This window comes from Neobacillus drentensis (assembly GCF_036962765.1).
In the GTDB taxonomy this organism is placed as follows: Bacteria; Bacillota; Bacilli; order Bacillales; family Cytobacillaceae; genus Neobacillus; species Neobacillus drentensis_C.
On sequence record NZ_JBALOS010000144.1, the window covers coordinates 1 to 24,603 of the forward strand.

A 24,603-nucleotide genomic window follows, 5' to 3' on the forward strand; every position below is an offset into this window, starting at 1 on the left:
TTAACGAGTGAATTCATAGATGTTTTTGTATGAATATTAGACCGTCTGCACCTCAAAACGGAGCCAGTTACCCTAAAGCACAATCCTTTTATTTATTGAAGATTAATAGAAAATTAGTGAAGAAGTATTATCTCTTGACCACTTGTAATACCTTACACTACAAAGAGTAGTGTAAATTGTATTTTTTTATGAAAAAGGCAGGAATCTATTACCTTACAACACTACGATGTCTAGTGTTGTTTGAGAACATTAAGCTTTGAAAGGAGAATGTAAATTGAAAAAGTCAGAAGTCGGGACACTTATTCTAAGAATATTTTTGGGGTTATCATTCTTTATTCATGGTGTTTCTAAGTTTCAAAATGGTATTGAAAATACTGCAGGCTGGTTTGAAAGTTTAGGGATTCCAGGTATTGTGGGGTACATAGTGGCCATTATTGAATTAGTCGGGGGACTGTTGTTAACTGTAGGATTTGGAACGCGATACATTGCCATTCTCTTTTTATTCATCATGATTGGGGCTGTAATAAAAGTAAAATTGGCAGCTGGTTTCATGGGGAATGGACAAGGTGCGGGGTTTGAATTGGATCTTGCCTTTGCCGTCATGGCCGTATATCTATTCCTAAATTCAAATTCTGCTCTTTCTCTGGATTCAAAATTATTCTCTAAAAATCCAAAGAATTCTTAGAGAGATTAAAAAGCTTAAAATAGAGGGTGAATACGATGTCTTCGGGAAACAAAAAATCAAAAAAATCGAAAAATCAATCATCTAAATTTATTTTTTTGGTGATTAGTTTAATAGCAGTTTGCCTGGTTGGTTTAATTTTTTTATCAAATACGGCCAAAAAAGAAGCAATGGATTATGAGGGACAGCCATTTTTAGGGGAAAAGTCTGCCCCAGTAAAAATAGTTGAATTTGGAGATTATAAATGTCCTTATTGTAAAAATTTTAATGATACACTTCTTCCAAATATCCAAAAGGATTTCATCGATAAAGGAAAAGCTTCGTTTTATTTTATGAATTATTCGTTTATCAATGTTGATTCAACCCGTTCTGCAAAATTTGCGGAAACAGTCTTTAAAGAACTAGGGAATGAAAAGTTTTGGAAATTCCATGAACTATTATATGAAAAACAGCCTGATGATACTAGAGCCGAGCAAATGGATATATATTCAAAGTCTTTTCTTAAGGACACTTTAAGTGAAATTGTCACTGAGGCAGAGGTGAAAAGAGTGGTCAATGCCTTTAATAATGACCAATCAAAAGAGGCATGGGAAAAAGATATGAGTGCTGCTAATAAGTTAAGTATTACAAGTACCCCTTCGATTTTTATTAATGGTGTGAAATTTGAAGGGAACACCTATAACGATTTCAAGAATAGAGTAAAAGAGGCAGCAAATGAAGAGTGATTTCTAGAATGAAATAATTGCCTAAAAGAAGTTAACAGTAGAACTATGTCTGAAAATACAAATGAATAAGGAATCCATCAAAAAAGGTGGTACATCGTCTTATCGATGAGCCACCTCGTATTATCTTATTTATTTTCCTTATCATGACCCTCATCCATTATTCCTTTTGTTGACTGTTTAAATTCTCTAAGTGTAGATCCCACGGCACGACCGAGTTCTGGGAGTTTTTTCGGCCCAAAAATAATTAATGCAATCACAAAAATCAATAATGCACCACCAATTCCTATATTAGCCATTTCAAATTCCCCCTGATTATTTTACGAAAAAAGCCGTAAAATACATGATTAATATTCCAAGTGTAAAACCAGTGACATTCATCCATGATACAACTGGTTCAGTATTCTTTTTGTGTTCTTCGATCAGCATTTTGGAGATAACGAAGATTACCTGTAAAATGGCACCCGCACCAATTCCTAAAAATACTGCCCCCCAAATCGGTGAAAAGATAAAGCCTCCGAACCAAGTTCCTAATATTGCAGGTGCACCAGCAATGGCTCCTAATAATACAAATGTACTAATTTTTGGCTTACTCTTTAATAATGGAGCAGCGATCCCAATCCCCTCAGTAATATTATGCAGAGTAAATCCAATCACTAAAAATGTACCTAATGCAGCTTCACCAAGTGCAAATGATGAGCCAATAGCCAACCCTTCACCAAAATTGTGAAGACCAATTCCTGTTGCCATCAATAATGAAATTCCTAGTGGAGAATAACCCGTACGTTTTTGTCTTTGATGTTGATATTGATCAAATCCAACCAGTAAAAGAAACGAAAGAACCGTACAAATGATCACGACCATGTTGCCCTGGAATACAGACGGTGCTTCAGCTCCTATTTCAAATCCATCAAATAATGTGCCAAAAAATAAGAATAATAGAAGTCCTACTGTGAGGGCAAGAATGGCATTAATCCAGCTTTTTTTCAAACGCTTCATAAATGGAAACCATAGTAATCCTAAAGTAATAGGAACAATCCCTACATAAAAACCAATAAATCCGTAATTCAGCACATTATCCCATGAAAATTCAGGAGTCAAAGTTGCTGCATCAATCACCGCTTCCGTTATGATTCCATTTTCAGATATTAACAAAATAGTATGGGGGTCGCCTTCAACCCACGGATAATTTATGGTTACCTTTCCATCTTGAAACCTCTTTAGCTTTGAACTAGGGGTCATCGAAAAATTCCATATAGAATCATCAACAATCACTTGAGATATAGTCAATGTCTCTGGGCCTGTATTGCTGACATCGAGTTCAAAGCCTGATGGTTTTATTTTAATTTGTTCAACATTCAGCACTTCGATGGGAGCGGCGGGATCTCGTTCTACTCCAGCCCCATTTTTAAATACCCACCCCAAAACAAGCATTAATAGAATAAGTGGTATAAGACCAGTAATCAGCCATTTTAATTTCATTATTTACACCTCCTTTTTACTCAACTTCAAAGAATCCCATCCAGCCAAGCTCAGCAAATTCACTTACATGAGCGTGAAACATATATTTTCCCTTATATGGAAAACGAACTTCAATAATCCCGCGTTCCCCTTGGCATTGCATGATGGTATCAGTAAATTGAGCAGGGTTGTCGTTTCGACCTGTTGGAATATAGGTAAAGTAGTTGGCATGTAAATGGAAGGAGTTTAAAAGATCAAACTCGGTTAAATTACTTAAGTAGATACGGACAAGCTCATCCTTCTTGATTTTAATTGGATGATTCATAAAGGCAAACGCATAACCATTAACCGTATAAAACTCGTTTGCACCATCTAAATCTAAATCAAATGCATTCATGACCATATTTAATTCAAGTGCTGGTTCCCTTGGTGTTTTTGGATCAATAATAAAATTTCCATATAATCCTTTATGAATATGTCGGCGTAAAGGTAAAACATGGCAATGGTAAAGTTGTAATCCATATGGCTTTGCTTCAAATTCATACGTAAAGGACTGACCTGGAGCGATAGGTTCTAATCCATCCATTTCAGGTGGGTGAATACCATGAAAATGAATAGAGTGAGGATGACTTCCTTGGTTAATAAAATGAAATCGTAGTAGATCCCCCTCAGTACAACGGAATGTTGGTCCTGGAATCGTTCCATTATAGGTCCAGCCAGGAAACTTTATTCCATGTGCAATTTCAATTTCCTTGTCAATAGCTACTATTTCGTATTCACGCAATGTCCGACCGTCTAATTTTTTGGTGACTTTTCCATAATCAAACTCGGTTAAAAGACGTTTAGCCATCTTAAATCCTTCCGTCTTGGTTGAATCATGCTTATTGGTGTGATGGGTAGAATGATTATTGTGACTTGATGCATGATCCTCAGCATGAACTACTTTAGAAAAAGGTGCCACTTTATTTAAATAAATACTTCCTGCAATTCCGATTGCACCCGTCGTTCCGATTTTTAAAATATTTCTTCGAGAAATCTTATTATTTGACATGCTTTTACCTCCTTCTAAAAAGTTTACCTAATGCAACATTATTGTCCTTGTCAATACTTTATGTTACGGACATTCTTCTTGTCAATACAGATTTGAAAAACATTCAAATAATTATTTGACCATTTAAACGTAATTACATATACTGATAATCAAATAGGCGTTTGAATAAGGAGGTATGGAACTTTTGAAGCACGATGATATATGTGAAGTAACCTGCGTGGATGGAGAAAAAGTAAACCGGGTAAAAGAATCGATTTCCCAACAAAATACAATGGCGGTTTCACAAATATTTAAAGCATTATCCGATGACACTAGAATAAAAATTGCTTATTCGTTAAGTGAGGAAGAGGAATTATGCGTATGTGATGTAGCAAATATTGTTGGATGTACCACGGCAACTGCCTCTCACCATTTGCGGCTTCTTCGGAATTTAGGATTAGCAAAATATCGTAAAGAAGGAAAATTAGTGTTTTATTCACTGGATGATGATCATGTTAAGCAACTGATACAAATCGCCTTTACACATCAACAGGAGGTGAAAACTCATGAGTAATTCCTTAGAAAAAACAAGCGAAAAAACCGTTTACCGAGTACAAGGATTCACCTGAGCTGGCTGTGCGACAAAGTTCGAAAAGAACGTACAGCACCTGGATGGTGTTGCTAATGCAAGTGTGAATTTCGGTGCGTCAAAACTAACGGTTTATGGTGAAACAACTATAGAGGAATTAGAGAAGGCAGGGGCATTTGAAAAAATAAAAGTCATTCCTGAGAAACAACGTTTTGAAGAGAATAAAGAACCATTCTTGAAAAAAAATTCAACGGTTATCGCCTCATTTGTTTTCTTGCTTCTTGGATGGATTTCATCACAAATCAATGGTGAAGAAAGTATATCTTCGATACTAGCCTATGGAACTGCCATCATAGTAGGTGGTTATCGCCTTTTTTCCACGGGGTTGAAAAATTTATTCCGACTAGAATTTGATATGAGAACATTAATGACGATAGCTGTAATCGGAGCAGCTATTATCGGTGAGTGGGGAGAAGGTGCAACGGTTGTCATCCTGTTCGCCGTTAGTGAGGTTCTAGAGTCTTATTCAATGGATAAAGCGAGACAATCCATTCGTTCCTTAATGGATATTGCCCCAAAAGAAGCCTTAATTCGCAGGGGGAATAAAGAGTTTACAGTAGAAGTGGACGATATTCGAATTGGCGATATATTAATCGTAAAGCCTGGACAGAAAATCGCCATGGATGGAACGGTGGAAAAAGGACTATCGTCTGTAAATCAAGCTGCGATTACGGGGGAATCTGTTCCAGTTTCCAAATCTGTTGATGATGAAGTATTCGCGGGAACTCTTAACGAAGAAGGACTTCTTGAAGTTAAGGTTACCAAACATGTGGACGATACTACCATTGCAAAAATTATTCATCTGGTGGAGGAGGCTCAAGCAGAAAGGGCCCCGTCTCAAGCATTTGTTGATCGCTTTGCGAAGTATTATACGCCTGTCATCATGTTGATCTCGCTGTTAGTAGCCGTACTCCCACCACTTTTATTTGATGGGGATTGGAGTAAATGGATTTATCAAGGTCTAGCTGTATTAGTCGTGGGATGTCCTTGTGCACTTGTCATTTCCACTCCTGTTTCGATAGTGACAGCAATTGGGAATGCTGCTCGAAATGGAGTATTGATTAAGGGGGGAATTCACTTAGAGGAAATGGGAGCGATTAAAGCCATCGCCTTTGATAAGACAGGGACTTTAACGGAAGGGATTCCTGTTGTAACGGATTATTTACCTCAAGGTAATACAAAGGGGAATGAACTTCTTTCCATTATAGCTGCTTTAGAAAATGGTTCTCAGCACCCACTAGCTTCAGCGATCATGAAAAAGGCTGAACAAGAAAATTTACCTTATCTAGACCTTGCTATTGAACACTTCTCTTCTATTACAGGTAAAGGTATCAAAGGTAAAGTTAAAGATGAAATGTATTATGTGGGTAGTCCCAATTTATTCGATGAGATTTTGTCGACCGGGATTCCAACGAATCTAAAAATAACCATTTCTGACCTGCAAAATAAAGGAAAAACTGTTATGGTGGCAGGTACAAAAACTGAAATCTTGGCACTAATAGCAGTTGCTGACAAAGTAAGAGGGAACAGTAAATCAGTTATCCACAAACTTCATTCATTAGGAATTCAAAAAACAATCATGTTAACGGGCGATAATAAAGGGACAGCTAATGCTATCGGCCAGCAGGTAGGAGTTTCTGATATTCAGGCTGACCTTTTACCTCAAGATAAACTTACCTTTATTAAAGAATTAAGAAATAAATACGACCGTGTGGCCATGGTTGGGGACGGTGTGAATGATGCACCAGCTCTTGCTGCATCGACAGTCGGTATTGCCATGGGTGGAGCTGGAACGGATACGGCTCTCGAAACAGCTGATATTGCTTTAATGGCTGATGATTTAGGAAAACTGCCATTTACGTTAAAACTAAGCAGAAAAGCCTTATTTATCATCAAACAAAATATCACTTTTTCATTAGGAATTAAACTCGTAGCATTGTTATTAGTGATTCCAGGTTGGTTAACCCTATGGATTGCGATATTTGCAGACATGGGAGCAACACTTATTGTCACGCTTAATGGTTTACGACTTCTCCGAGTTAGAGACAAATAATAGTGGGCTTCCCATAATGGGGAGCCTTTTAGTGGGAGGGGACAAACGTGAATAATGGTTGGAATCGACTCATTATTAAAATACTCGGTACCGATATAGAATTCGATTTTTATAATATGTACAAAGTAGTTGAAAACCAAAGCGTTTTGATTCAAGATGAAAATGTTGTGCTGAATGAATGTATAGAAAAATAATGGTTACCAAGAAAGGACATTCAAAATGAAAAAATTACTTTTCTTACTAATTAGCATGTTGGTGATGATTCCTACAATCGCAAGTGCACATACGGAAATAACTTCGTCCAATCCTGCAGCGAATCAGGTGGTTAAAGAGGACCTAAAAGAAATAGTCATTACATATGAAGGTAAGATTGAATCCTTAAGCACCATGAAATTAGTAAAAGATGGGCAGGAAAAACCTTTAGTTAGTGTTACTCCAAAAGATAATCAACTAGTGGGTACATTATCAACACCTCTTGAAAATGGTTCCTATACGATCCAATGGAATATAGCTGGAGAAGATGGACACACCTTAAAAGGTGAAATCCCTTTTACTGTACAAAAAGAAGTAAAGTTGGACCAAAAGACAGAAACGAAAGTGCCAGTAAAAAAAGAAGAAACTAAAAAAGAAAACGTAAAACAGGTTCAAACCAATAAGCAAGCGGCAGATTCCTCAACAAATATGAAGACTATTATTACTGTGGCAATTGTTGTAATTTTAGTTATTGGGTTATTCCTCTTGTTTAGAAGGAAGCGTTAATTATGGGATTCGTAATTCCTTTTGCTGAGTTTGGAAATTACCTTCTCTATTCAATCCTAATAGGACATGTCGCCTTACAATTTGTTCCTCAAGGGAATAAGCCTAATATTGTTATTGGTAAACCCGTTTTACTTCTCTCTACACTTGGAATCATTATATTTTCGTTAGGACCCATTGTTCAAACTATTTCCTATTTTCAGGGTGGTGTAGGTCTTGCTCTAGCAACAAAATCTGTTTTGTTAGACTTTGAAGTAGGAAAAGCATGGCTCTTTATAGGGTTTATGGCCACATTCTTATGGATTACCATAATTCTAAATGGTTCAAAATATGTACAAGCAATTTTGCTTTTATTAATGATAGTAGCGGTCGGTTACTCAAGTCATGTTGCATCGTTGTCATTTTGGTCGGGTTTATGGTTTCATAGCATTCATTTTTTTATCGTAACAATATGGACAGGAATTCTGATTCATGTGGCCTGGTTTTCAAAGGAACAGTCAAATTGGTCTGAATTTTTAAAGTGGTTTACTCCATTTGCTGTTTTGTGTTTAATAACCATCATCCTTAGTGGTATCTATCTGATGTTATTTATTGTTGAACCAAAGGACTATGTAAAAGCATGGGTCTTGCCATACGGACAAATGCTTCTTTTAAAGCATATTAGTATTATCCCTGTTTTGGTATTTGCTTTTATTAATGGAGTGCTTACCAGAAAATCGTTAAAACTTCCTTCCTTCAATCCTAGACCATGGATAAGAGGAGAAAGTATTATTTTATTTATCATTTTTTATTTGACTGCTGTGATGGGAACGTTATCGCCACCACATGAGGTTGAATTTACTGTAAAATCGGAGGGAGCATCGAAATGGGTCNNTTATTACCTTCCTTCCAATCCATCTTACTACTCAGTGTTTCTATACTATTTTTGATACTAATTTTAATCAGTTTTAAAAGGGTAAAGCCTGTTATCGGAGTCGTTTTTGGCGTTTGTTTTATCGCAGCATTGTATATTGGATTAATGCTGTCCTTAGCAATATAAGAGGTTTCCAGACAATAGAACAATAACCATAAAACGGTTGACGTGCGACATAACTACTAAGACAAAAACAGCGATTTCCACTAGGAAATTGCTGTTTTTTATAGTTGTGAGGAGGATTTTGAAAGCACAAATTCATCTATTCTTTAGAAAAAGGTATGGTTTATCATTTGTCTTCGATACAAATCAGAGATTGTCCCAATCAAATTTTGCTTCTAAGCCTAATATACTGCTAAATGGCATATGTTAGTATGAATTATTTTTAAGCAAAAACGGTTTGTATAGGGAGGATTTTATGATTGAAGAAATAAAGTTAAGCAGTTTGGTAACTTTACTTATTTTTGGGGCTATGTTTTTGGGCGGATCCTCCATTCGACTTATGATTCATTTTTTTAATAAGAACTCTTTATACTTACAAATCCTTTGCGGAGGATTATTAACAGGCATTTTTTCATTGGAATTACTTCCTGAAGTATTTAGCCATTTTCAAACAATCGGTATTCTTACGGGTATTTCAATCGGTATTTTTATTATGATCACAATGGAAGTTTTCTTGCATAAAAAATCTCGACTTCATCAAGGAGATCAAGAGACGCTTTATCTTTTATTTATTGCTTTAATCATTCACAGTATTCCTACGGGGGTAACCTTTGGAATTAGCCTCCAACAGGGTCAACTGATAAACTATGGACTTTTGGCTGCTTTTATTCTCCATCATATCCCCGAAGGCATGATTCTTATGTCATTAATACCAATTACAAAAATGAAAAATAAATTATTTACCATTTTTTGCTCAATACTATCGATTGCGATTGGAATGAATATTTTTATGGGACTGAATATGAGATTGGATTCAATAAAATGGAACACTGTCATGATGGGCATGACAATTGGAACAATGGGTTACGTTACATTTTATGAACTGCTGTGGAAGAAATCGAAAAATCTACCGAAAGGAAAAGTAGCTTTAATCGTTCTTTTGGGGATGATTGGGATTCATTATTTCTTACGATTATTCCCTTCGCATCAATAAAAGGAGAACAGTAAATCCTAGAAGATCTATTGAATAATTTAATTGGTGTGTCATTATTTAGACGCAGATGGAGTACATGTGGCACTAAATTAGGGAAATACTATTGTATGATTACTCTGATCAAAAAAGAGGACAGATACAAACATACTCATTTTTAAATAATTCGAAATTTACATTAAATTTACTGAACATTCATCCCTCTCTAACAATACTACATTACTATTATAACTGTTGAATAATATTTAAGGGGGAAAGTAAACATGAAATCTCGTTTTAAAAAGAAGGCGATTCCTTTAATCGCAACGACCGTTCTCGCAACAACGGCTCTTACAACCCAAACTTTATTTAATGACGGCGGTAATCAAAACGCTAAAGCACAATCTTTGTCAAAAGAAGAAGTGAAAAAGAATGGTGCATCATGGCTTGCAGGCGACCACCATGTACATAGTGAATGGAGTGTTGGTTGGGACAATTCTACAAATCCTCCAACTCCAATTAGGGGTGGAGATGCTATTTATCCAATCTCTAAAAACGCCGAAAATGGTAAAAAGTATGGCCTTGATTGGATGATGACAACAGATCATGGGGGTCCTAACCATTCCAAGGTTAACTTAGAGCAAGCTTATCCTGAATTATTAAAATCCCGTGCAGCTGTGCCTGAAGTTCTTCAATTCTACGGAATGGAGTTAGACACACCAGGAGCTGACCACAGCACTCTAATGATCCCAAAAGGTGAAAATGAATCACGATCGCTTTATGATCTTGAAAGCAAGTTTAATTCTCGTGAAGCTTATCCAAATGATCCAAGCCGTAACACTGAATCAAAAATGATTGAGGCTCTGAACTACATGAAACAAATGGACGAGCTTCCAATTTCTATCGCACATCATCCATCCCGTTCAGCAACGGGTATTGGTAAATGGGGTCAAGATACTCCGCAAGAGTTCCGCAATTGGAATGATACAGCACCAAATATCTCTATTGGTATGGAAGGAGCTCCTGGTCACCAAGCAGGTGCTATTAATCCAGATGGATCTCTTGACCCTAAAGGATCTCGTGGTAGTTACTCAAACGCAAACGCTCCAACAATGGGTGGTTTCGATCAGATGAGTGCTATCGTTGGTGGTTTATGGGATTCGATGTTAGGTGAAGGAAGACACTGGTGGATTACTGCTACCTCTGACTCACATGTTAACTGGCGTGACGGAGGGAGCGACTTCTGGCCTGGTGAATATTCTAAAACATATGTAAAAGCAGAGAAAAATTATGAAGATGTAATGGAAAACCTTCGTAAAGGTAATGTATTTGTTACAACGGGTGACCTAATCTCTGAACTTGATGTTAAAGTACAAGCAGGAGGCAAATCACCATTGCATGCAGAGGCAAAAGGAAATACAGCATCAATCGGTGAAACACTTACACTTCCAAGTAAGAAATCTGATGTAACAGTAACAGTTCGCATCAAAGATCCAAACGCTGCAAACTCTCATGGTGATAAGCCAAATGTTCAACGTGTTGACTTAATCATGGGAGAAGTTAATGGAAAAGTGGAAGACCGCTCAACTGCTTCTAATCCTACAACAAAAGTCGTAAAGCGTTTCACTGAAAGTGACTGGAAAAAAGACGGTGAATACATCACAATTACTTATACATTAAAAGATGTGGAAAAAGATAGCTATATTCGTTTACGTGGTACTAACACTGATCAATTAGAACCAGCAGCAGATCCAAAAGGTGAGAACCCATGGACTGATCTTTGGTTCTACTCAAACCCAATTTTTATCAATACTGGTAAATAATTAGAAAAAACAGAAAAATGACGAGGGGCATAAAAACTCCTCGTCTTTCCTATTATCTTGGGGTTAGACATCATGGAAAATAACAAAGAAATGGACGTGAATATAATGAAAAAGTTTGGGTTCCCAATTTTGCTCATCGTTCTTTTAATAAGTTCTTTCATTCCAATCTCTGCATCTGCTCATACCAATAATAGTGAAGGCTTTTCCAATATTGAAGTCAAAGAGAAATCATTGGATTACGAGTTGAAGCTCGATTTGGAGGAACTAGGGCATGCACTGAATAAGGAAACCGATCAAAAGGAGTTAATAGACCACAAGGTTGTGCAGCGATATATTAATTCCCATATCAAACTTTTCGCTGACAGCGAACTGATTGAAGGCAGAGTGGTAAAAACGGATATAGAGATGATAAAGGAGCGTCCGTTTGCGATCATTAATTTGGCTTATAACATTAAGCATAAACCAGAAAAACTAACGGTCGAGTATAATATGTTTATGGATGATTCCGATCCAAGCCATGCCAATTTTGCGACGATAAAAATGGATGGGAAACAACAAGAAAAGATTCTTACATTTGAATCGAGAGAGATAGAGATTGGAGAAATAAGTTTCTTGCAGAATGCGAAACAGTTTTTGGTACTTGGCTTAAAACATATTTTTACAGGTTATGATCATATTCTATTTGTCATTAGTTTACTTTTTGGGGCAAAAACAATCCGTCACATTCTATCCTTAGTAACAGCTTTTACTATTGCACATAGTATTACATTGGCTCTGGCAACTTTCGATATTGTTCATCTGCCAAGTAGATTTGTTGAGTCCGCTATTGCTTTAAGCATTATTTATGTAGCACTTATTAATATATTTAACCAGGAATCCAAACACCAGCCGTGGCTTGCATTTGGTTTTGGATTAATTCACGGCTTCGGTTTTGCAGGAATCCTATCTGAAATGAGATTAGACACAAATCATATGGCTGCCTCCCTTGTATCCTTTAATATAGGAATTGAAATAGGTCAACTATTAATCGTTTCCCTAGCATTTCCGATTATTTTATGGATAAAAAAAGTAACCTTAAAACCAATAAAATGGGTTATTCCTGGCACCTCAGCAGCCATTTTAGCATTTGGTCTGGTATGGTTTATTCAGAGAGCATTTTAAAGGGTAAGGCATATAAACAAGAGGTGACCAGATTCATCCTGTTTTTGACTGATATCACTGAGTTTTACCATCTTGAATTATAGGGAAAATCGTAGAGAGATAAATAATAAAAATGCAGGAGAACTCTAAAGAGTCCTTCTGTTTTTTTGTAATCATTTATAAAGATTCCAGTAACGTCTGAAAATTATTCAGTTGACTTATTTTCAAGTTGTTTTAATATAGAAATTATAAAACGGTGTTTTACTAATAAAACAAAAGGGTGCAGGTGGGGAAATATGCCATTTTTAAAAGTAGAAGATTTACAGATTCATTATGAAATCGAAGGAGAGGGACCTCCATTAATTATCTTACATGGAATGGGGAACAACTCGCAGTCATGGAAAAAACAATTACAGAACTTGTCTAAGCTAAACACTGTGATTGCGTGGGATGCGCCCGGATACGGGAAAAGTTCGGATCCGAAAGTGGAATTGAAAGAATTCAAGCAGTTCGCTGATGTTTTAAAAGGATTTATCGAAAAATTAAACTATAAATGCGTCACGCTTTTAGGACATTCAATGGGTTCGGCGATTGCACTCGATTTTTGTTACCGCTTTCCTGAAATGGTTGATGCGTTAATTATTTCAGATGCCACAAGGGGGGCTGCGGCCCTAAGTAAAGAAGAAAATGAACTGAGATTAAAGAATCGTCTAAATAACATTGAAACAATGGAGCCAAAAGAACTAGCACAACTACGTGTAAAGGAACTACTGTCTCCACAGCCAGACCCTGAAATAAAGAAAGAAGCAGAAAGAATCTATTCGCAAATCAGACCCATGGGTTTCCGCTCTGTTGCGTATTCGCTTTATTCTTTGAATCAAAGGGAGATCCTATCTTCCATTTCTGTTCCTACCCTGGTTATTTGCGGTGAATTAGATCGAGTGACACCAGTCAGTGAATCACGGATTTTTCATGAAGCTATTAAGGATTCAAAATTTGTTACGATCCCAGGGACTGGACATTTATGTTATCAAGAAGATCCTACTAGTTTTAATGGAATCGTCCAAGATTTTTTAACCAGAGAATATCCTTCTTTGCGTAAACTTTGATATGATTGTAGAATAAGTAAATTAATAACAATGAGATGGTGAAATGCGGATGGCAAATGATGAAAAGGAACGGTATAATGCCAATGCCTTAGTAAGGGGATTGGAAATTTTAAAGTTATTTAGTGAAGAGCGCCCGACATTATCCTTGGTGGAAATTGCGAAAGAACTGGATGTGAGCCGGACGGTTCCGTTCCGATTATTGTATACGCTCCAAACACTTGGGTATCTCTATCAAGATGAACATACGAAACGCTATAGTTTAACTCCTAAGGTGTTGGAATTAGGTTTTGCCTACTTAAGTACACTAAAACTCCCGGAAATTGCGCAGCCTTATTTAGAAAAATTAAGGGATGAAACAGGGGCTTCTTGTCATTTATCTATATTGGATGGTCAAGAAGTGGTTTATGTCGGCAGTGCACCTGTCCGAGGAGTATCAGCGGTGAATGTGAATATTGGGCTCCGACTGCCCGCCCATGCGATCGCCAATGGAAAAGTGCAGCTTGCCTATCAACCACAAGAAAAATTAAACCAACTATTATTTGGTTCCAATTTAAAACCCTATACAGAACGAACGCAAACCGATTACATGGATTTTCAGAAAGAATTAACTGAGATCCGGCAAAATGGGTATGCAATTACTAAAGGTGAATTTCACCATGGAATTCAATCTGTTGCTGCGCCCATCTTTGGGCGAACGGGTCAAGTTATGGCAGCGATCAATGTGGTCGCAACAGAGGCTACCTTCAATCAAGAGTTTATTGGAAAAATAGCCTTACCTAAAGTGTTGGAAGCTTCCGAGATACTCTCCGGCTTTATGGGCTACCATTCAAAAATTAATTAGAAAGCTTGCGATTATTCGCAAGCTTTTATTATTGTATTTGTTTTATATATAAAACAAGTTTTATTTAATAAAACAAAATTCATGATTTTTGTTGACACAATTTTCTCAAAACTTTAAAATAAACTTAGTAGTAAACTATGTTTTGTATATAAAACAAAACCCTTTACTTCGAATAATAAAATAGGGGGGATAATGGTTCGTTTAACGCTTTATGGTATTGTATACTAAATAATAAAATTTTCTGGAAGCGCATTCAACTGATTGAAAACAAAGGAGGCTCTTTAATGCTAAGAACGAATAAACGTTGGATTTATATTGCCATGCCTATTTTCTTTTTTTGGTTTTTTGGACAAATTGATAAATTAGGTATCTCGATTATCCAAACGGATCAAGGTTTCTTAACTGATCTTGGATTAACAGGTGCAGATAAAAATGCGAAAATTGGGATGATTACCTTTATCTTTACCATTTCTTATGCCTTATCCAATATCTTTTGGGGCTTTATCATTGACAAGCTTGGAGCAAGAAAGACAGGCATCATCGGTCTGGTTGTATGGGCCATTACCATGGTTATTGGCGGGTTATCCACTTCCTATGAGATGTTTATCTTAAGTCGTGTCATCCTTGGGATTGGTGAGGGGATGATGATTCCGATTTGCGGAAAGTTTATCTCCAACTGGTTTAATCAGCGTGAACTCGGCCGGGCGCAATCTTCCTGGCTTGCAGGCAACTATTTAGGACCTGCATGTGGTGCTATTATCTTGACTTTAGTGATTGCTACCTTCCATTGGCAAGCTGCCTTTTTTGTTTTAGCAGCGTTTAATATTTTAATCGTTTTACCAATGTTTATCTTCTTTACGCGCGATACTCCTGAAGAACATCCACGATTAGACCAAAGGGAATTAGCGTATATTCGACAATCAGATTCCAAAGTATCAACGAAAAAACAAAGCTTTGTTCAAGACTACCGGTATTGGATCGTTTGGTTCGGGATGTTAGTGTCATCGTTCTTATTTTTTGGTATAAGTATTTGGCTTCCTACCTATTTAGTCGGAGCAAAGGGGTTCACAAGGGAAGCAATGACGGGAATCACCTCGTTATCTTGGCTTTTTGCTTTAGGATTCGTATTAATTTGCGGATTTTTAGCGGATAAAACAAAGCGTCCTAGTTTACTAGCTACTATTCTCTTCCTTTTGACAGCATCCTTTTTAACAGCAGCGATATTATCTCCGCAGCCAGTTATGGCAGGGGTTTGTATGGGCTTAGCGATGGGTACACAAGGGGGCGTATTCCATTTAAGTAATTTATTTATGGTTAAATTCTCGACACCTGAAACGGCTGGTCGTGCCGCTGGATTGATGGGTTTTACAAACATTCTTGGCGGGTTTTCTAGTTATATTATGGGTTGGATGGTTGATATTGCGGGTGGTGACTTTGGACCTTCCATTGTCATGTTGATTATCGCCGCGGGGCTTGGTTTTGTTGCTTATCTGTTTACATTGAAAAGAGAAGCAGCTGAGCTAAAGATTGAGAATTTACCTCCCCAGCAGGTGATTTTTTAAGATGTTCATCCATTTAAGCGTTTCGCATATAAAACATAGTTTTGTATATTAAATTTTCTCAATATTTTTAATTGACAATTAGAATATTGGGATTTATTATTGGTTTATAAAGAAAACAATGTTTTATATATAAAACAAAAACATTTTGAGAAGGAGTGTTATATATGTCTGAGGGAAAATTTTCGGTTGAGGCATTTGAGAAAAAATATGTTGCGAGGTTAAATGATCGTACGCTCGATTGGAATGTATTGAAGTTTCAGGAAGAAATTGACCCGGCTTATCGCAGAGCACAGATGAGATATATCGGCCGTGGTGCCACAGCGAATAATGACTCAAATGTGATTGCAGCTGAACACTTTACCTTAAGCACCATGGTTTTACCAGCAGGGTGTATGGGTCCACTTCATTTACATGATGATGTCGAAGAAGTGTTCTTTGTTATCAAAGGCAGTGTGACAGCTCTTATCCAAGAAGAGGGCGAAAGTGAAGTCCACGAGATTGTCTTAAATGAAAGAGATTGCATTAGCTCTCCGCCAGGTGTCTATCGCGGCCTTCGCAATGATACCGAAGAAGAGGCATTAATGCTTGTCATGTTAGGAGCAGTGAAGCCGAATTTACCGACCTATCCAAAAGGTAGTGCGTTAGAAGAACTTCGTATCCACCGTGCAAAAGAAAGAGATGCAATTATTAACGGAAAGTAATTTTACAATTAGGCAGATGTTTCAGGAATAGAACATATTCCCTGATTACTTCGTTAGCAGGGATGGTCCGCTTATTTTTTAACGGATCATCCCTGTTGAATTATACGATTATAAAAAATGGAGGTGGCGAGATGTTAGGAATTACCCATTTACGGCATATAAGCTTAATTACCCCAGTTCTCCAAGAACAAGCGGATTTTTATGAAAAAATTTGGGGTTTAGATAAGGTTGCTCAGGATGATACTTCTGTTTATTTTCGTGGGGCTGGTCCTGAAAATCATATATTAAGCCTACATGCTGGCAAAGAAAGAGGACTGCACCATATCGCGTTCGGAATGGTGGATAAAAATGCAGTCGATCGAGCAGCTGAAACCCTTACTTCAAAGGGAGTGAAGATTGTTTCACCTCCAGGTTATTTGGATGAAGAGGGAAAAGGGTATGGTTTGCGCTTCGTCGATCCTGAGAATCGCTGTATTGAATTATCTGCGTGGGTGGAAATTCATACATCGATTTGGAATAAGAAAAATGTTGATCCTGTCAAACTGAACCATGTCGTTATGAATACGAAAGACCTTGATATGATTACTGATTTTTATACAAATGTCTTAGGATTTAAGGTGACCGACTGGAGCGAGCACCAAATGTCCTTCTTGCGTTGTAACCGTAAACACCACTCGATTGCCTTCAATCAGGATCAGCACGCCTCTGTTAATCATATCGCCTATGAAGTCGATACCGTCGACGAGGTGATGAGAGGAATCAGTAATGTAAGAAAAGCAGGCTACCAAGAGATTTGGGGCCCCGGGCGCCACGGTCCTGGTAATAATGTTTTTTGTTACTTCCAAGATCCTGGGAAGTTTGTGATGGAATATACCTGTTATTTGGAAACGATTGAAGATGAGTCGGAATGGAGAGCGCGTGTTTGGAAGCGAGTCCCACATCTAATGGATCAATGGGGCATTGCCGGCCCTCCAAAACCGGAAACACGGGCAGCGATGGGCGGAGCGCCAGACCCAGGCTGGGTTGATGTAAAAACATTGGTATAGCCAGAAGGGGTGTCATGATGGATTTAGGATTAAAGGATAAAGTAGCGGTTATTATGGGAGGTACTTCTGGAGTTGGCTTAAAAACAGCTGAGATGTTTCTCCAGGAAGGTGCCAAAGTCGCGGTTTGTGGCAGAAATATCGAACGTAAAGAAAACGCTTATGATCACTTACTGAAATTTGGAGCATCAGCATCCATTTATGCAGCGACCTGTGATGTAACCAATAAAGATGAAGTAAACGAATTTATCAGCGGGGCAGCTGCCTTTTTTGGCGGGATTGATATCCTTGTCAATGCTGCCGGACAAAGTGTGATGGGACATTTCTTTGATGTCACGGATGAACAATGGCAACAGCAAATTCAGTTAAAATACTTCGCGATTATTTATGCGGTAAAGGCGGTTCATCCTTACTTGGTCAAACGGGGCGGAGGCCGAATCGTTAATATCAATGCTACCTTAGCAAAAGAGCCGGAAAGACATATGATTGCCACGGCGGCAACAAGAGCCGGATTATTGAATTTAAGTAAGACGCTATCGCAGGAACTTGCTTCTGATAATATCTTAGTCAACTCTGTGAGCTTAGGGTTGATTCGTACCGATCAATGGGAGCGGAGACGGTTAAAAAATGCCCCAGATATGAAAGCCGAAGACTATTACGCAGACTTAGCCAAAAAAAGAAATATCCCTTTAGGAAGAGTAGGGGAAGCAGAAGAAGTAGCCAGTGTGATTTTATTTTTAGCCTCAAATAAAGCAAGCTATGTATCGGGTTCAACAATTGAAACAGCTGGAGCGCTGGGGAAAGCGCTTTAAATAAAAGGCTATGTCAAAACGCATTGTTAATTTTACCTATCTGTTGATTGGAGCGGAAGGCGCGAAACTCCTGCGAAGCGACGAGGAGGCTCCCCGGCACGCCCGAGGAAAGCGAAGCGCCTGGAGCGGAAATCAACAGTCACGATTAACATAGCCAAATAAAAATAAAGGCAGGAATAAACGATGAGTGAAGATAAGCAAATCGAATTTACAACAGCTGACGCAGTGGTCCAAGAACTTGTTCGTGCAGGTGTGGAAGTAGCGTTTGGAATTGTGAGTATCCACAATATGCCGATTTATGATGCAATTCTCAGGGAAGGAAGCATTCATTTAGTCTGTTCCCGCGGTGAGAGCGGAGCGGCAAATATGGCAGATGGATATGCTAGAGCAACTGGTAAATTGGGCGTCGTGATTACGAGCACGGGAACAGGAGCTGGAAATGCAGCAGGTTCTTTAATTGAAGCATGGGCAGCAGGCGTACCCGTTCTTCATCTTACCGGTGAGGTTGCTTCCCCTTACTTAGGAACGGGCAGAGGCTATATACATGAATGTAAAGACCAGTTGTCAATGATGGAAGGTTCCTGTAAAAAAGCCGTTCGGTTAAGAAGGCCTGAGCAAGCATCCGCAGTCATCAGACAAGCGATTCAAGACTCGTTTACTTATCCAGCAGGACCTGTAACACTAGAAATTCCCATTGATTTTCAATCTGCTATTATCCCAAAACATTCGATTGAAGAAATTGGCCTAGTAGCTCCAATCAATCAAACTATTTCAACCATTCCTGAAGAGGTATTAGTCAAAATTAGTCATGCTCGCCGGCCAGTCATTTGGGCAGGAGGAGGAGTGATTACCTCTGGTGCATCCAAAGAGGTGACGGCACTGGCAGAAATGATCGGGGCGGCCGTGATCACAAGCCAATCTGGAAAAGGAAGTATACCCGAAAATCATCCACAATGTATCGGTCACTTTGCCGCACATGAATTAACGAAAAACTTACTAATAGATGCTGATTTGTTGATCAGTATTGGCGTGAGATTTAGAGGGAATGAAACATCGAACTGGAAAGTCCCTGCTCCAAAAGAACATATCGCGATTGATGCTGACTGGCAGGCGATTAACCGAAACTATGAAGCTAGCTATGGACTTGTCGGCGATGCCAAACAAATTTTACAAGGATTAAATCAGGCATTAGCGAAAGTTTCAGTGGTTCCGGATCCAGCCTATCTTGATGAAGTGCAGTCCGTTCGGGAAGAATTGCGGATCCAGTTACGAGCGACGCTTGGTCCATATGAACAATTCCTTGATGGAATGCGAGAAGTGTTGCCTAAAAACACAATTTTAGTCCGAGATGTAACCGTTCAAGCCAATGTGTGGGGTAGCCGTTTATTTGAAATCTATGAACCTAGGACATCGATTCACGCATCTGGCGGAGGAATTGGCCAAGGGCTGCCAACAGCGATTGGCGCGCAAATGGCCAATAAGGATCAGTCGGTTGTATTAATGGCAGGAGATGGCGGATTTATGGTAAATGTCGGCGAAATGGCGACTGCGGCCCAAGAAAAACTGCCGTTGATTGTGGTCCTATTTGATGATGCTGGTTACGGAGTGCTCCGAAATATTCAAAGTGCGGCGTATGGTCGTCAAGTTGCCGTTGATTTATTGAGTCCAGATTTTGTGTTATTAGCGCAATCGATGGGATTTGAAGCTTCACGAATCGGTTCAGCATCAGAATTTGTCACGGACCTAGAAAAGGCTGTTGATAGCAAAAAACCAACGATGATTGTGGTTGACATGGAAGCGGTCGGACCGATGGCGAAACCATTTGGTGGTCCTCCGGGTGCAGCAGATGCTTTCAAACCGAAAAAGTTGTAGGGAGGAATGAACGTGATTTCAACACATCCATATGTTTCAGGAAAATACTTAATTGGCGGTCAGTGGATCCAAGCCGAAAACACAGCGAAGGTTATTAATCCAGCTCATACGAGTGAAGTGGTCGGTGAAGTTGCTTTATGTTCAAAAGCGGATGTAGAAGATGCAGTGGGAACGGCTGCTAAAGCCTATGAAAGCTGGTCGCAAAGTGACATTGAGGACCGGGCTAACCGGATGAGGCTCGCAGCTGAGGAGATTAAAGCAATTGTTGAAGAGAATGTTAGTTTACTAGTTCGGGAGAATGGCAAGGTTCTTGTTGAGGCGAAGAAAGATTTGCTTCGTTGTGTTGATATTATGAAACAAGGGTCAGACGAGTTACTAGAATGGTGGAAACCTGAAAGCCTTCCTGGAGGTCAAAAAGTGCAGATCCGCAAGCGGCCACGCGGGGTTGCAGCGATTATCTCTCCGTGGAACTCACCGCTGATTCTTACCTTTAAGCGAGTTATCCCTGCGGTTTTGGCAGGAAATACTGTTGTTGTGAAGCCAGCAACCAGCTGTCCTTTAACCATTATGACCTTCTTAAAAGTGGTCGCATCTTATTTTCCGGATGGGGTCATCAATGTGGTGACGGGGTCAGGCAGTGTAATTGGGGATGCGCTTTGTTCGGACCCGCGGGTTCGCACGATTGCGTTTGTGGGCAGCACAGAAACGGGCAAAGAAATTATGCGTGCCGCTGCTGGGACAGTCAAAAAACTGTATATGGAACTGGGCGGGAATGATGCAGCGATTCTCCTTGCCGATGCTAACTTAGATGACGAGGCGATCAAGCGCCTTCGGTTCGGTGTCCTTCGTGCAGCGGGTCAGGTGTGCTCCGCTATTAAAAGGATCTATGTTCACGAATCTCGATATGAAGAAGTGGTTGAAAAATTAACGAAGGAATTCAGCCGCATTCGGGTTGGGAATGGCATTCAACCGGATGTGGAGATGGGTCCTTTAAATAACAAGTCACAGTATGACTATGTGAACGGCTTGATCAACCGAGCTGCTGAAGCAGGTGCTCATGTGATTACGGGCGGAATTCAACTCGATCCGGAATCATGGGAACAAGGTTATTTTATTCAACCGACCATCATTACAGGAGTAGACCAAACCAGTGAAATTGTTCGTGCCGAACAATTCGGTCCGGTGATTCCGATTTTACCGTTTTCTGAAGTGGATGAAGTTGTGGGGCTTGCCAATGACAGTGAATTCGGTTTGAGGGCGTCTGTTTGGACAGAGGACGAAGCATTGGTCGTGAAGTTAGCGGACCGTTTGGAAGCAGGAGCTGTTTTTCATAATAATCATACGGTTTTCCAAGACCTCCATCTTGATTTCCCAGGATTAAAGGAAAGCGGTCTATCGCGAGAAACGAGACATTGCGGGCTCGAGTATTTCGCAGATTCATATGGTTTGGCTAACTAAGGGGGAATCCAAATGAAAATAGGGTTAATTGGGGGAGGAAATATTGGCAAGTTCCTTCTTCAACGCATCAATATCGAAGGATTTCTTCCTGGGTGTAATATTGTTGGCCTCTATACACGGAATAAACAAACGGCGGAGCAGATTGCTGCTGAGTTTGAGACAGAACACTATGATGATATTCAATCACTCATCGAGAATCCTACGATTGACGTTGTGATTGAAGCTGCGACCATTGAAGTGGTGAAAGACTATGCAGCAGCTATTTTAGCAAGTGGCAAAGATTTAGTGTTAAGCAGTGTGGGTGCTTTAGCCGATGTAGAATTTTACCGGGAACTTGAAGGAATCTGTCAAGCAAGCGGTACGAAAATTCATTTACCATCAGGAGCCATTGGTGGCTTGGATGTCCTGAAAGCAGCTAAATCGATTGGCGAACTGGAGTCAGTATCAATTATTACGAGGAAACCACCGCAAGCATTGCCAGGTGCGCCTGTTGACCGAGAACAAGTAATGTTCGAAGGTTCGGCGAATGAAGCAATCGAGTTATTCCCGAAAAATATTAATGTATCGATTATTTTATCTTTGGCGGGGCTGGGGCCAGATAAAACAAGGGTGAAAATTATCTCTGATCCTAAGGTAAGAAAAAATAGCCATTCGATTAAGGCCAATGGGTCTTTCGGTAAATTGTCGCTTCAAGTCGAAAATGATCCGATGCCAAATAATCCTAAAACAAGTTACTTAGCTGCGCTTAGTGTGCTGTCAGCACTGAAAAATAAAGATGCAGTTGTAAAATTGGGATAAATAGTAGAATGAAAATGGGGATGTTCATTCAGTATAATGGGGTAAAAGGGGAAACCCAAGGATTTTTGATCTCATTCTCCTATAAAAATGAAGAAAAAATTTAGTGCTTTGGGGTGAAGGCTTATGCTTAAAACAAACATCAATCTTGAAGAAATGTCGCAAAAAGAAGCCATTGAATACTTAATAGAATCCGTTCGACCAGAAGAAGGTTCCATTCCTGCCTCGCTTTTAGGTGACCCAAAGATTTATGATATTGAACACAAGAAGGTATTTTTAAAAACCTGGTTGTTTATTGGTCATGAATCAGAAATCCCCAATAAAAATGATTTCATTACAAGAGATGTAGCTGGTTATTCTGTCATTCTTACACGCGGTGCTGATGGTGAAATTCGTGGTCTATATAATATGTGTACCCACCGCGGTATGAAGCTTTGCCGGGCAGATGCTGGTAATAAATCTTCCTTTACATGCCCATATCATGGCTTTAATTTTAAAAACAATGGCGATTGTGTCGGCGTTCCGCTGCAAAAGGATATTTACGGTGAAGGCTTTGATAAATCGGATTTAGGGCTTCATAAAGTTAGAATTGAAACCTATAAAGGCCTGATCTTTGGTACATGGAATGACGAAGCTGAATCATTAGAAGATTTTTTAGGTGACTTTAAATGGTATCTAGATATTATAGTAGGACGCGCTGAAATGGAAGTAGTCGGGCCGCCGCAACGATTTATTATTCAGTCGAATTGGAAAATTGGTGCCGATAATTTTGTCGGTGATTCCTATCATACCATGGTGACGCATGGCTCGATTGTTAAATTAGGAATGGTTCCAAGTGCAACCTATTCCAAAAAAGGGTATCAAATCCATACAAACCATGGACATGGCTTAAATCTTGGCACGCCTAATCCTGATTTTGCTTTTCCTGAAGAACTCAAAGATGAGTTTAAGTCCAATTTAACCGAAGAACAATATGATGTCTTGTCTAATCTAAAAAATATGATTGGGAATATTTTTCCGAATCTTTCCTTCTTAATTTCTCATACAAAGGTAAAAGGACAGTTGATCTCGAATACTTCGGTTCGTCTATGGAGACCGGTTGGGGTCGACAAAATGGAGGTCATTACTTGGTTTTTAGTCGAGAAAAATGCTTCGCTCGATTGGAAAAAGCGTTCTCGTGAGTCGTTTATTTTAACCTTCAGCCCGTCTGGAATTTTTGAACAGGATGACACAGAGGTATTTACGGATATTACTGCTGCGGCCTCCGGTACGATGCCATTAGTGAAACAGTTGACCTTTAATTATACGATGGGTTTACATCGTCAACCTGTCGAGGATTTTGTGGGTCCTGGTGTAGTTTTTGATGATAAGTTCACGGAGGCCAATCAAAGGAACTTTTATCGTTACTGGCTCGATCTAATGACTACCTAGTGTGGGAGAGCCTTTTTGAAATATGTGTGAATGATGGGAGGAGTCAAGATGAGTTTAGAGAAGATGCTGGCAACCTATGAATTTGAACAATGGCTGTATACAGAAGCAAAGTTTCTGGATGATATTGATTTTGATAGTTGGTTTAGTCTGCTGCATTCGGACATTTCGTATCAAATGCCGGTTCGGGTCAATAAGGAAGGGATCGAGCGTCCCGATTATTCTCTAGATATGTTTGCATTTGATGATGATATTGAATTATTGAAAATCCGCGTCGACCGGTTAAAAACCGATTACGCCTGGGCAGAAATACCGCCTTCTCGGACACGGAGGTCTGTCAATAATGTGCGGTTGCTCGAGTACGTTCCCAATGAAAAAGCGGTAGTCCACAGTTATTTAACGATTTACCGCAGCCGCTGTACCGATATCCATCATGATTTAATTTCAGGGGAACGCCAAGATGAGTTTACCTATGTTGATGGGGAATGGAAGCTATCTAAGCGGGTTTTTATTGTGGACCAAACGACATTAAATACTAGGAATCTGGCTATTTTTGTATAAAAAATAGGTTTTGTTTAAAAGGTTCTACGTGACCGAATAGAGTGAGGACAAGAGAACCCG

24 protein-coding genes are annotated in these 24,603 nt (G+C 39.2%); 21 read left to right on the forward strand and 3 right to left on the reverse strand.

Annotated elements, in window-relative coordinates:
- Window positions 1-274 precede the first annotated feature (274 nt).
- Together V7137_RS17910 and V7137_RS17915 are read left to right on the forward strand one after the other, a co-directional pair.
- The gene (locus V7137_RS17910) at window positions 275-685 is read left to right on the forward strand and encodes a DoxX family protein (RefSeq protein ID WP_218346078.1); all 411 of its coding nucleotides are present in this window, start codon (window positions 275-277) and stop codon (window positions 683-685) included.
- Window positions 686-720: 35 nt separating this feature from the next.
- Entirely contained in the window at window positions 721-1,407 is a 687-nt protein-coding gene (locus V7137_RS17915; protein WP_335699350.1) for a DsbA family protein, read from the forward strand.
- A 125-nt stretch (window positions 1,408-1,532) separates the two neighbouring features.
- On the opposite strand, the gene V7137_RS17920 is transcribed toward V7137_RS17915, so the two are convergent.
- The 3 genes from V7137_RS17920 to V7137_RS17930 are packed head-to-tail and all read right to left on the reverse strand — an operon-like array spanning window position 1,533 to window position 3,916.
- Window positions 1,533-1,703 (reverse strand): twin-arginine translocase TatA/TatE family subunit, encoded by a 171-nt coding sequence (locus V7137_RS17920; protein WP_335699351.1) that lies wholly within the window; start codon window positions 1,701-1,703, stop codon window positions 1,533-1,535.
- Window positions 1,704-1,719: 16 nt separating this feature from the next.
- A complete protein-coding gene (locus V7137_RS17925) occupies window positions 1,720-2,886 on the reverse strand; it encodes a ZIP family metal transporter (RefSeq protein WP_335699352.1) in 1,167 nt (388 codons plus the stop codon).
- 16 nt (window positions 2,887-2,902) lie between these two features.
- A complete protein-coding gene (locus V7137_RS17930; RefSeq protein WP_335699353.1) occupies window positions 2,903-3,916 on the reverse strand; it encodes a multicopper oxidase domain-containing protein in 1,014 nt (337 codons plus the stop codon).
- Between the two features lie 184 nt (window positions 3,917-4,100).
- On the opposite strand from V7137_RS17930, the gene V7137_RS17935 reads away from it, so the two are divergent.
- The 19 genes from V7137_RS17935 (at window position 4,101) to V7137_RS18025 (ending at window position 24,543) form a co-directional block, all read left to right on the forward strand.
- Window positions 4,101-4,469 carry an ArsR/SmtB family transcription factor gene (locus tag V7137_RS17935; RefSeq protein WP_335699354.1) on the forward strand — a complete coding sequence of 123 codons (369 nt, stop codon included), beginning with the start codon at window positions 4,101-4,103 and terminating at the stop codon, window positions 4,467-4,469.
- Window positions 4,462-6,597 (forward strand): heavy metal translocating P-type ATPase, encoded by a 2,136-nt coding sequence (locus tag V7137_RS17940; protein WP_335699355.1) that lies wholly within the window; start codon window positions 4,462-4,464, stop codon window positions 6,595-6,597. Before V7137_RS17935 ends, V7137_RS17940 begins: the two co-directional genes overlap by 8 nt.
- 47 nt (window positions 6,598-6,644) lie before the next feature.
- Window positions 6,645-6,791, forward strand: coding sequence for a hypothetical protein (locus V7137_RS17945; protein ID WP_335699356.1), 147 nt, complete (start codon window positions 6,645-6,647; stop codon window positions 6,789-6,791).
- A gap of 25 nt (window positions 6,792-6,816) precedes the next feature.
- On the forward strand, window positions 6,817-7,356 hold the full coding sequence (locus V7137_RS17950; RefSeq protein WP_335699357.1) for a copper resistance CopC family protein: 540 nt from the start codon (window positions 6,817-6,819) through the stop codon (window positions 7,354-7,356).
- 353 nt (window positions 7,357-7,709) lie between these two features.
- On the forward strand, window positions 7,710-8,282 hold the full coding sequence (locus tag V7137_RS30880; RefSeq protein ID WP_438825621.1) for a copper resistance D family protein: 573 nt from the start codon (window positions 7,710-7,712) through the stop codon (window positions 8,280-8,282).
- 402 nt (window positions 8,283-8,684) lie between these two features.
- Window positions 8,685-9,422, forward strand: coding sequence for a ZIP family metal transporter (locus tag V7137_RS17960; protein ID WP_335699359.1), 738 nt, complete (start codon window positions 8,685-8,687; stop codon window positions 9,420-9,422).
- Window positions 9,423-9,682: 260 nt separating this feature from the next.
- The gene (locus V7137_RS17965; RefSeq protein ID WP_335699360.1) at window positions 9,683-11,221 is read left to right on the forward strand and encodes a phosphoesterase; all 1,539 of its coding nucleotides are present in this window, start codon (window positions 9,683-9,685) and stop codon (window positions 11,219-11,221) included.
- Window positions 11,222-11,293: 72 nt separating this feature from the next.
- Window positions 11,294-12,382 (forward strand): HupE/UreJ family protein, encoded by a 1,089-nt coding sequence (locus tag V7137_RS17970; protein WP_335699361.1) that lies wholly within the window; start codon window positions 11,294-11,296, stop codon window positions 12,380-12,382.
- A 275-nt stretch (window positions 12,383-12,657) separates the two neighbouring features.
- A complete protein-coding gene (locus V7137_RS17975) occupies window positions 12,658-13,470 on the forward strand; it encodes an alpha/beta fold hydrolase (RefSeq protein ID WP_335699362.1) in 813 nt (270 codons plus the stop codon).
- Between the two features lie 49 nt (window positions 13,471-13,519).
- Window positions 13,520-14,311 carry an IclR family transcriptional regulator gene (locus V7137_RS17980; protein ID WP_335699363.1) on the forward strand — a complete coding sequence of 264 codons (792 nt, stop codon included), beginning with the start codon at window positions 13,520-13,522 and terminating at the stop codon, window positions 14,309-14,311.
- A gap of 284 nt (window positions 14,312-14,595) precedes the next feature.
- Window positions 14,596-15,873, forward strand: coding sequence for an MFS transporter (locus tag V7137_RS17985; protein ID WP_335699364.1), 1,278 nt, complete (start codon window positions 14,596-14,598; stop codon window positions 15,871-15,873).
- A gap of 164 nt (window positions 15,874-16,037) precedes the next feature.
- The gene (locus V7137_RS17990; RefSeq protein WP_335699365.1) at window positions 16,038-16,574 is read left to right on the forward strand and encodes a cupin domain-containing protein; all 537 of its coding nucleotides are present in this window, start codon (window positions 16,038-16,040) and stop codon (window positions 16,572-16,574) included.
- Between the two features lie 131 nt (window positions 16,575-16,705).
- Window positions 16,706-17,620 carry a VOC family protein gene (locus V7137_RS17995; protein WP_335699366.1) on the forward strand — a complete coding sequence of 305 codons (915 nt, stop codon included), beginning with the start codon at window positions 16,706-16,708 and terminating at the stop codon, window positions 17,618-17,620.
- A gap of 17 nt (window positions 17,621-17,637) precedes the next feature.
- Window positions 17,638-18,429, forward strand: coding sequence for an SDR family oxidoreductase (locus tag V7137_RS18000; protein ID WP_335699367.1), 792 nt, complete (start codon window positions 17,638-17,640; stop codon window positions 18,427-18,429).
- A gap of 183 nt (window positions 18,430-18,612) precedes the next feature.
- Complete coding sequence (locus V7137_RS18005) at window positions 18,613-20,301, forward strand: thiamine pyrophosphate-binding protein (protein ID WP_335699368.1); 1,689 nt, start codon at window positions 18,613-18,615, stop codon at window positions 20,299-20,301.
- 6 nt (window positions 20,302-20,307) lie between these two features.
- A complete protein-coding gene (locus V7137_RS18010; protein WP_335699369.1) occupies window positions 20,308-21,759 on the forward strand; it encodes an aldehyde dehydrogenase family protein in 1,452 nt (483 codons plus the stop codon).
- Window positions 21,760-21,771: 12 nt separating this feature from the next.
- On the forward strand, window positions 21,772-22,557 hold the full coding sequence (gene nadX / locus V7137_RS18015; protein ID WP_335699370.1) for an aspartate dehydrogenase: 786 nt from the start codon (window positions 21,772-21,774) through the stop codon (window positions 22,555-22,557).
- Between the two features lie 123 nt (window positions 22,558-22,680).
- Window positions 22,681-23,985 carry an aromatic ring-hydroxylating oxygenase subunit alpha gene (locus tag V7137_RS18020; protein WP_335699371.1) on the forward strand — a complete coding sequence of 435 codons (1,305 nt, stop codon included), beginning with the start codon at window positions 22,681-22,683 and terminating at the stop codon, window positions 23,983-23,985.
- A gap of 48 nt (window positions 23,986-24,033) precedes the next feature.
- Window positions 24,034-24,543, forward strand: coding sequence for an aromatic-ring-hydroxylating dioxygenase subunit beta (locus V7137_RS18025; protein WP_335699372.1), 510 nt, complete (start codon window positions 24,034-24,036; stop codon window positions 24,541-24,543).
- The last annotated feature ends 60 nt before the right edge of the window (window positions 24,544-24,603 follow it).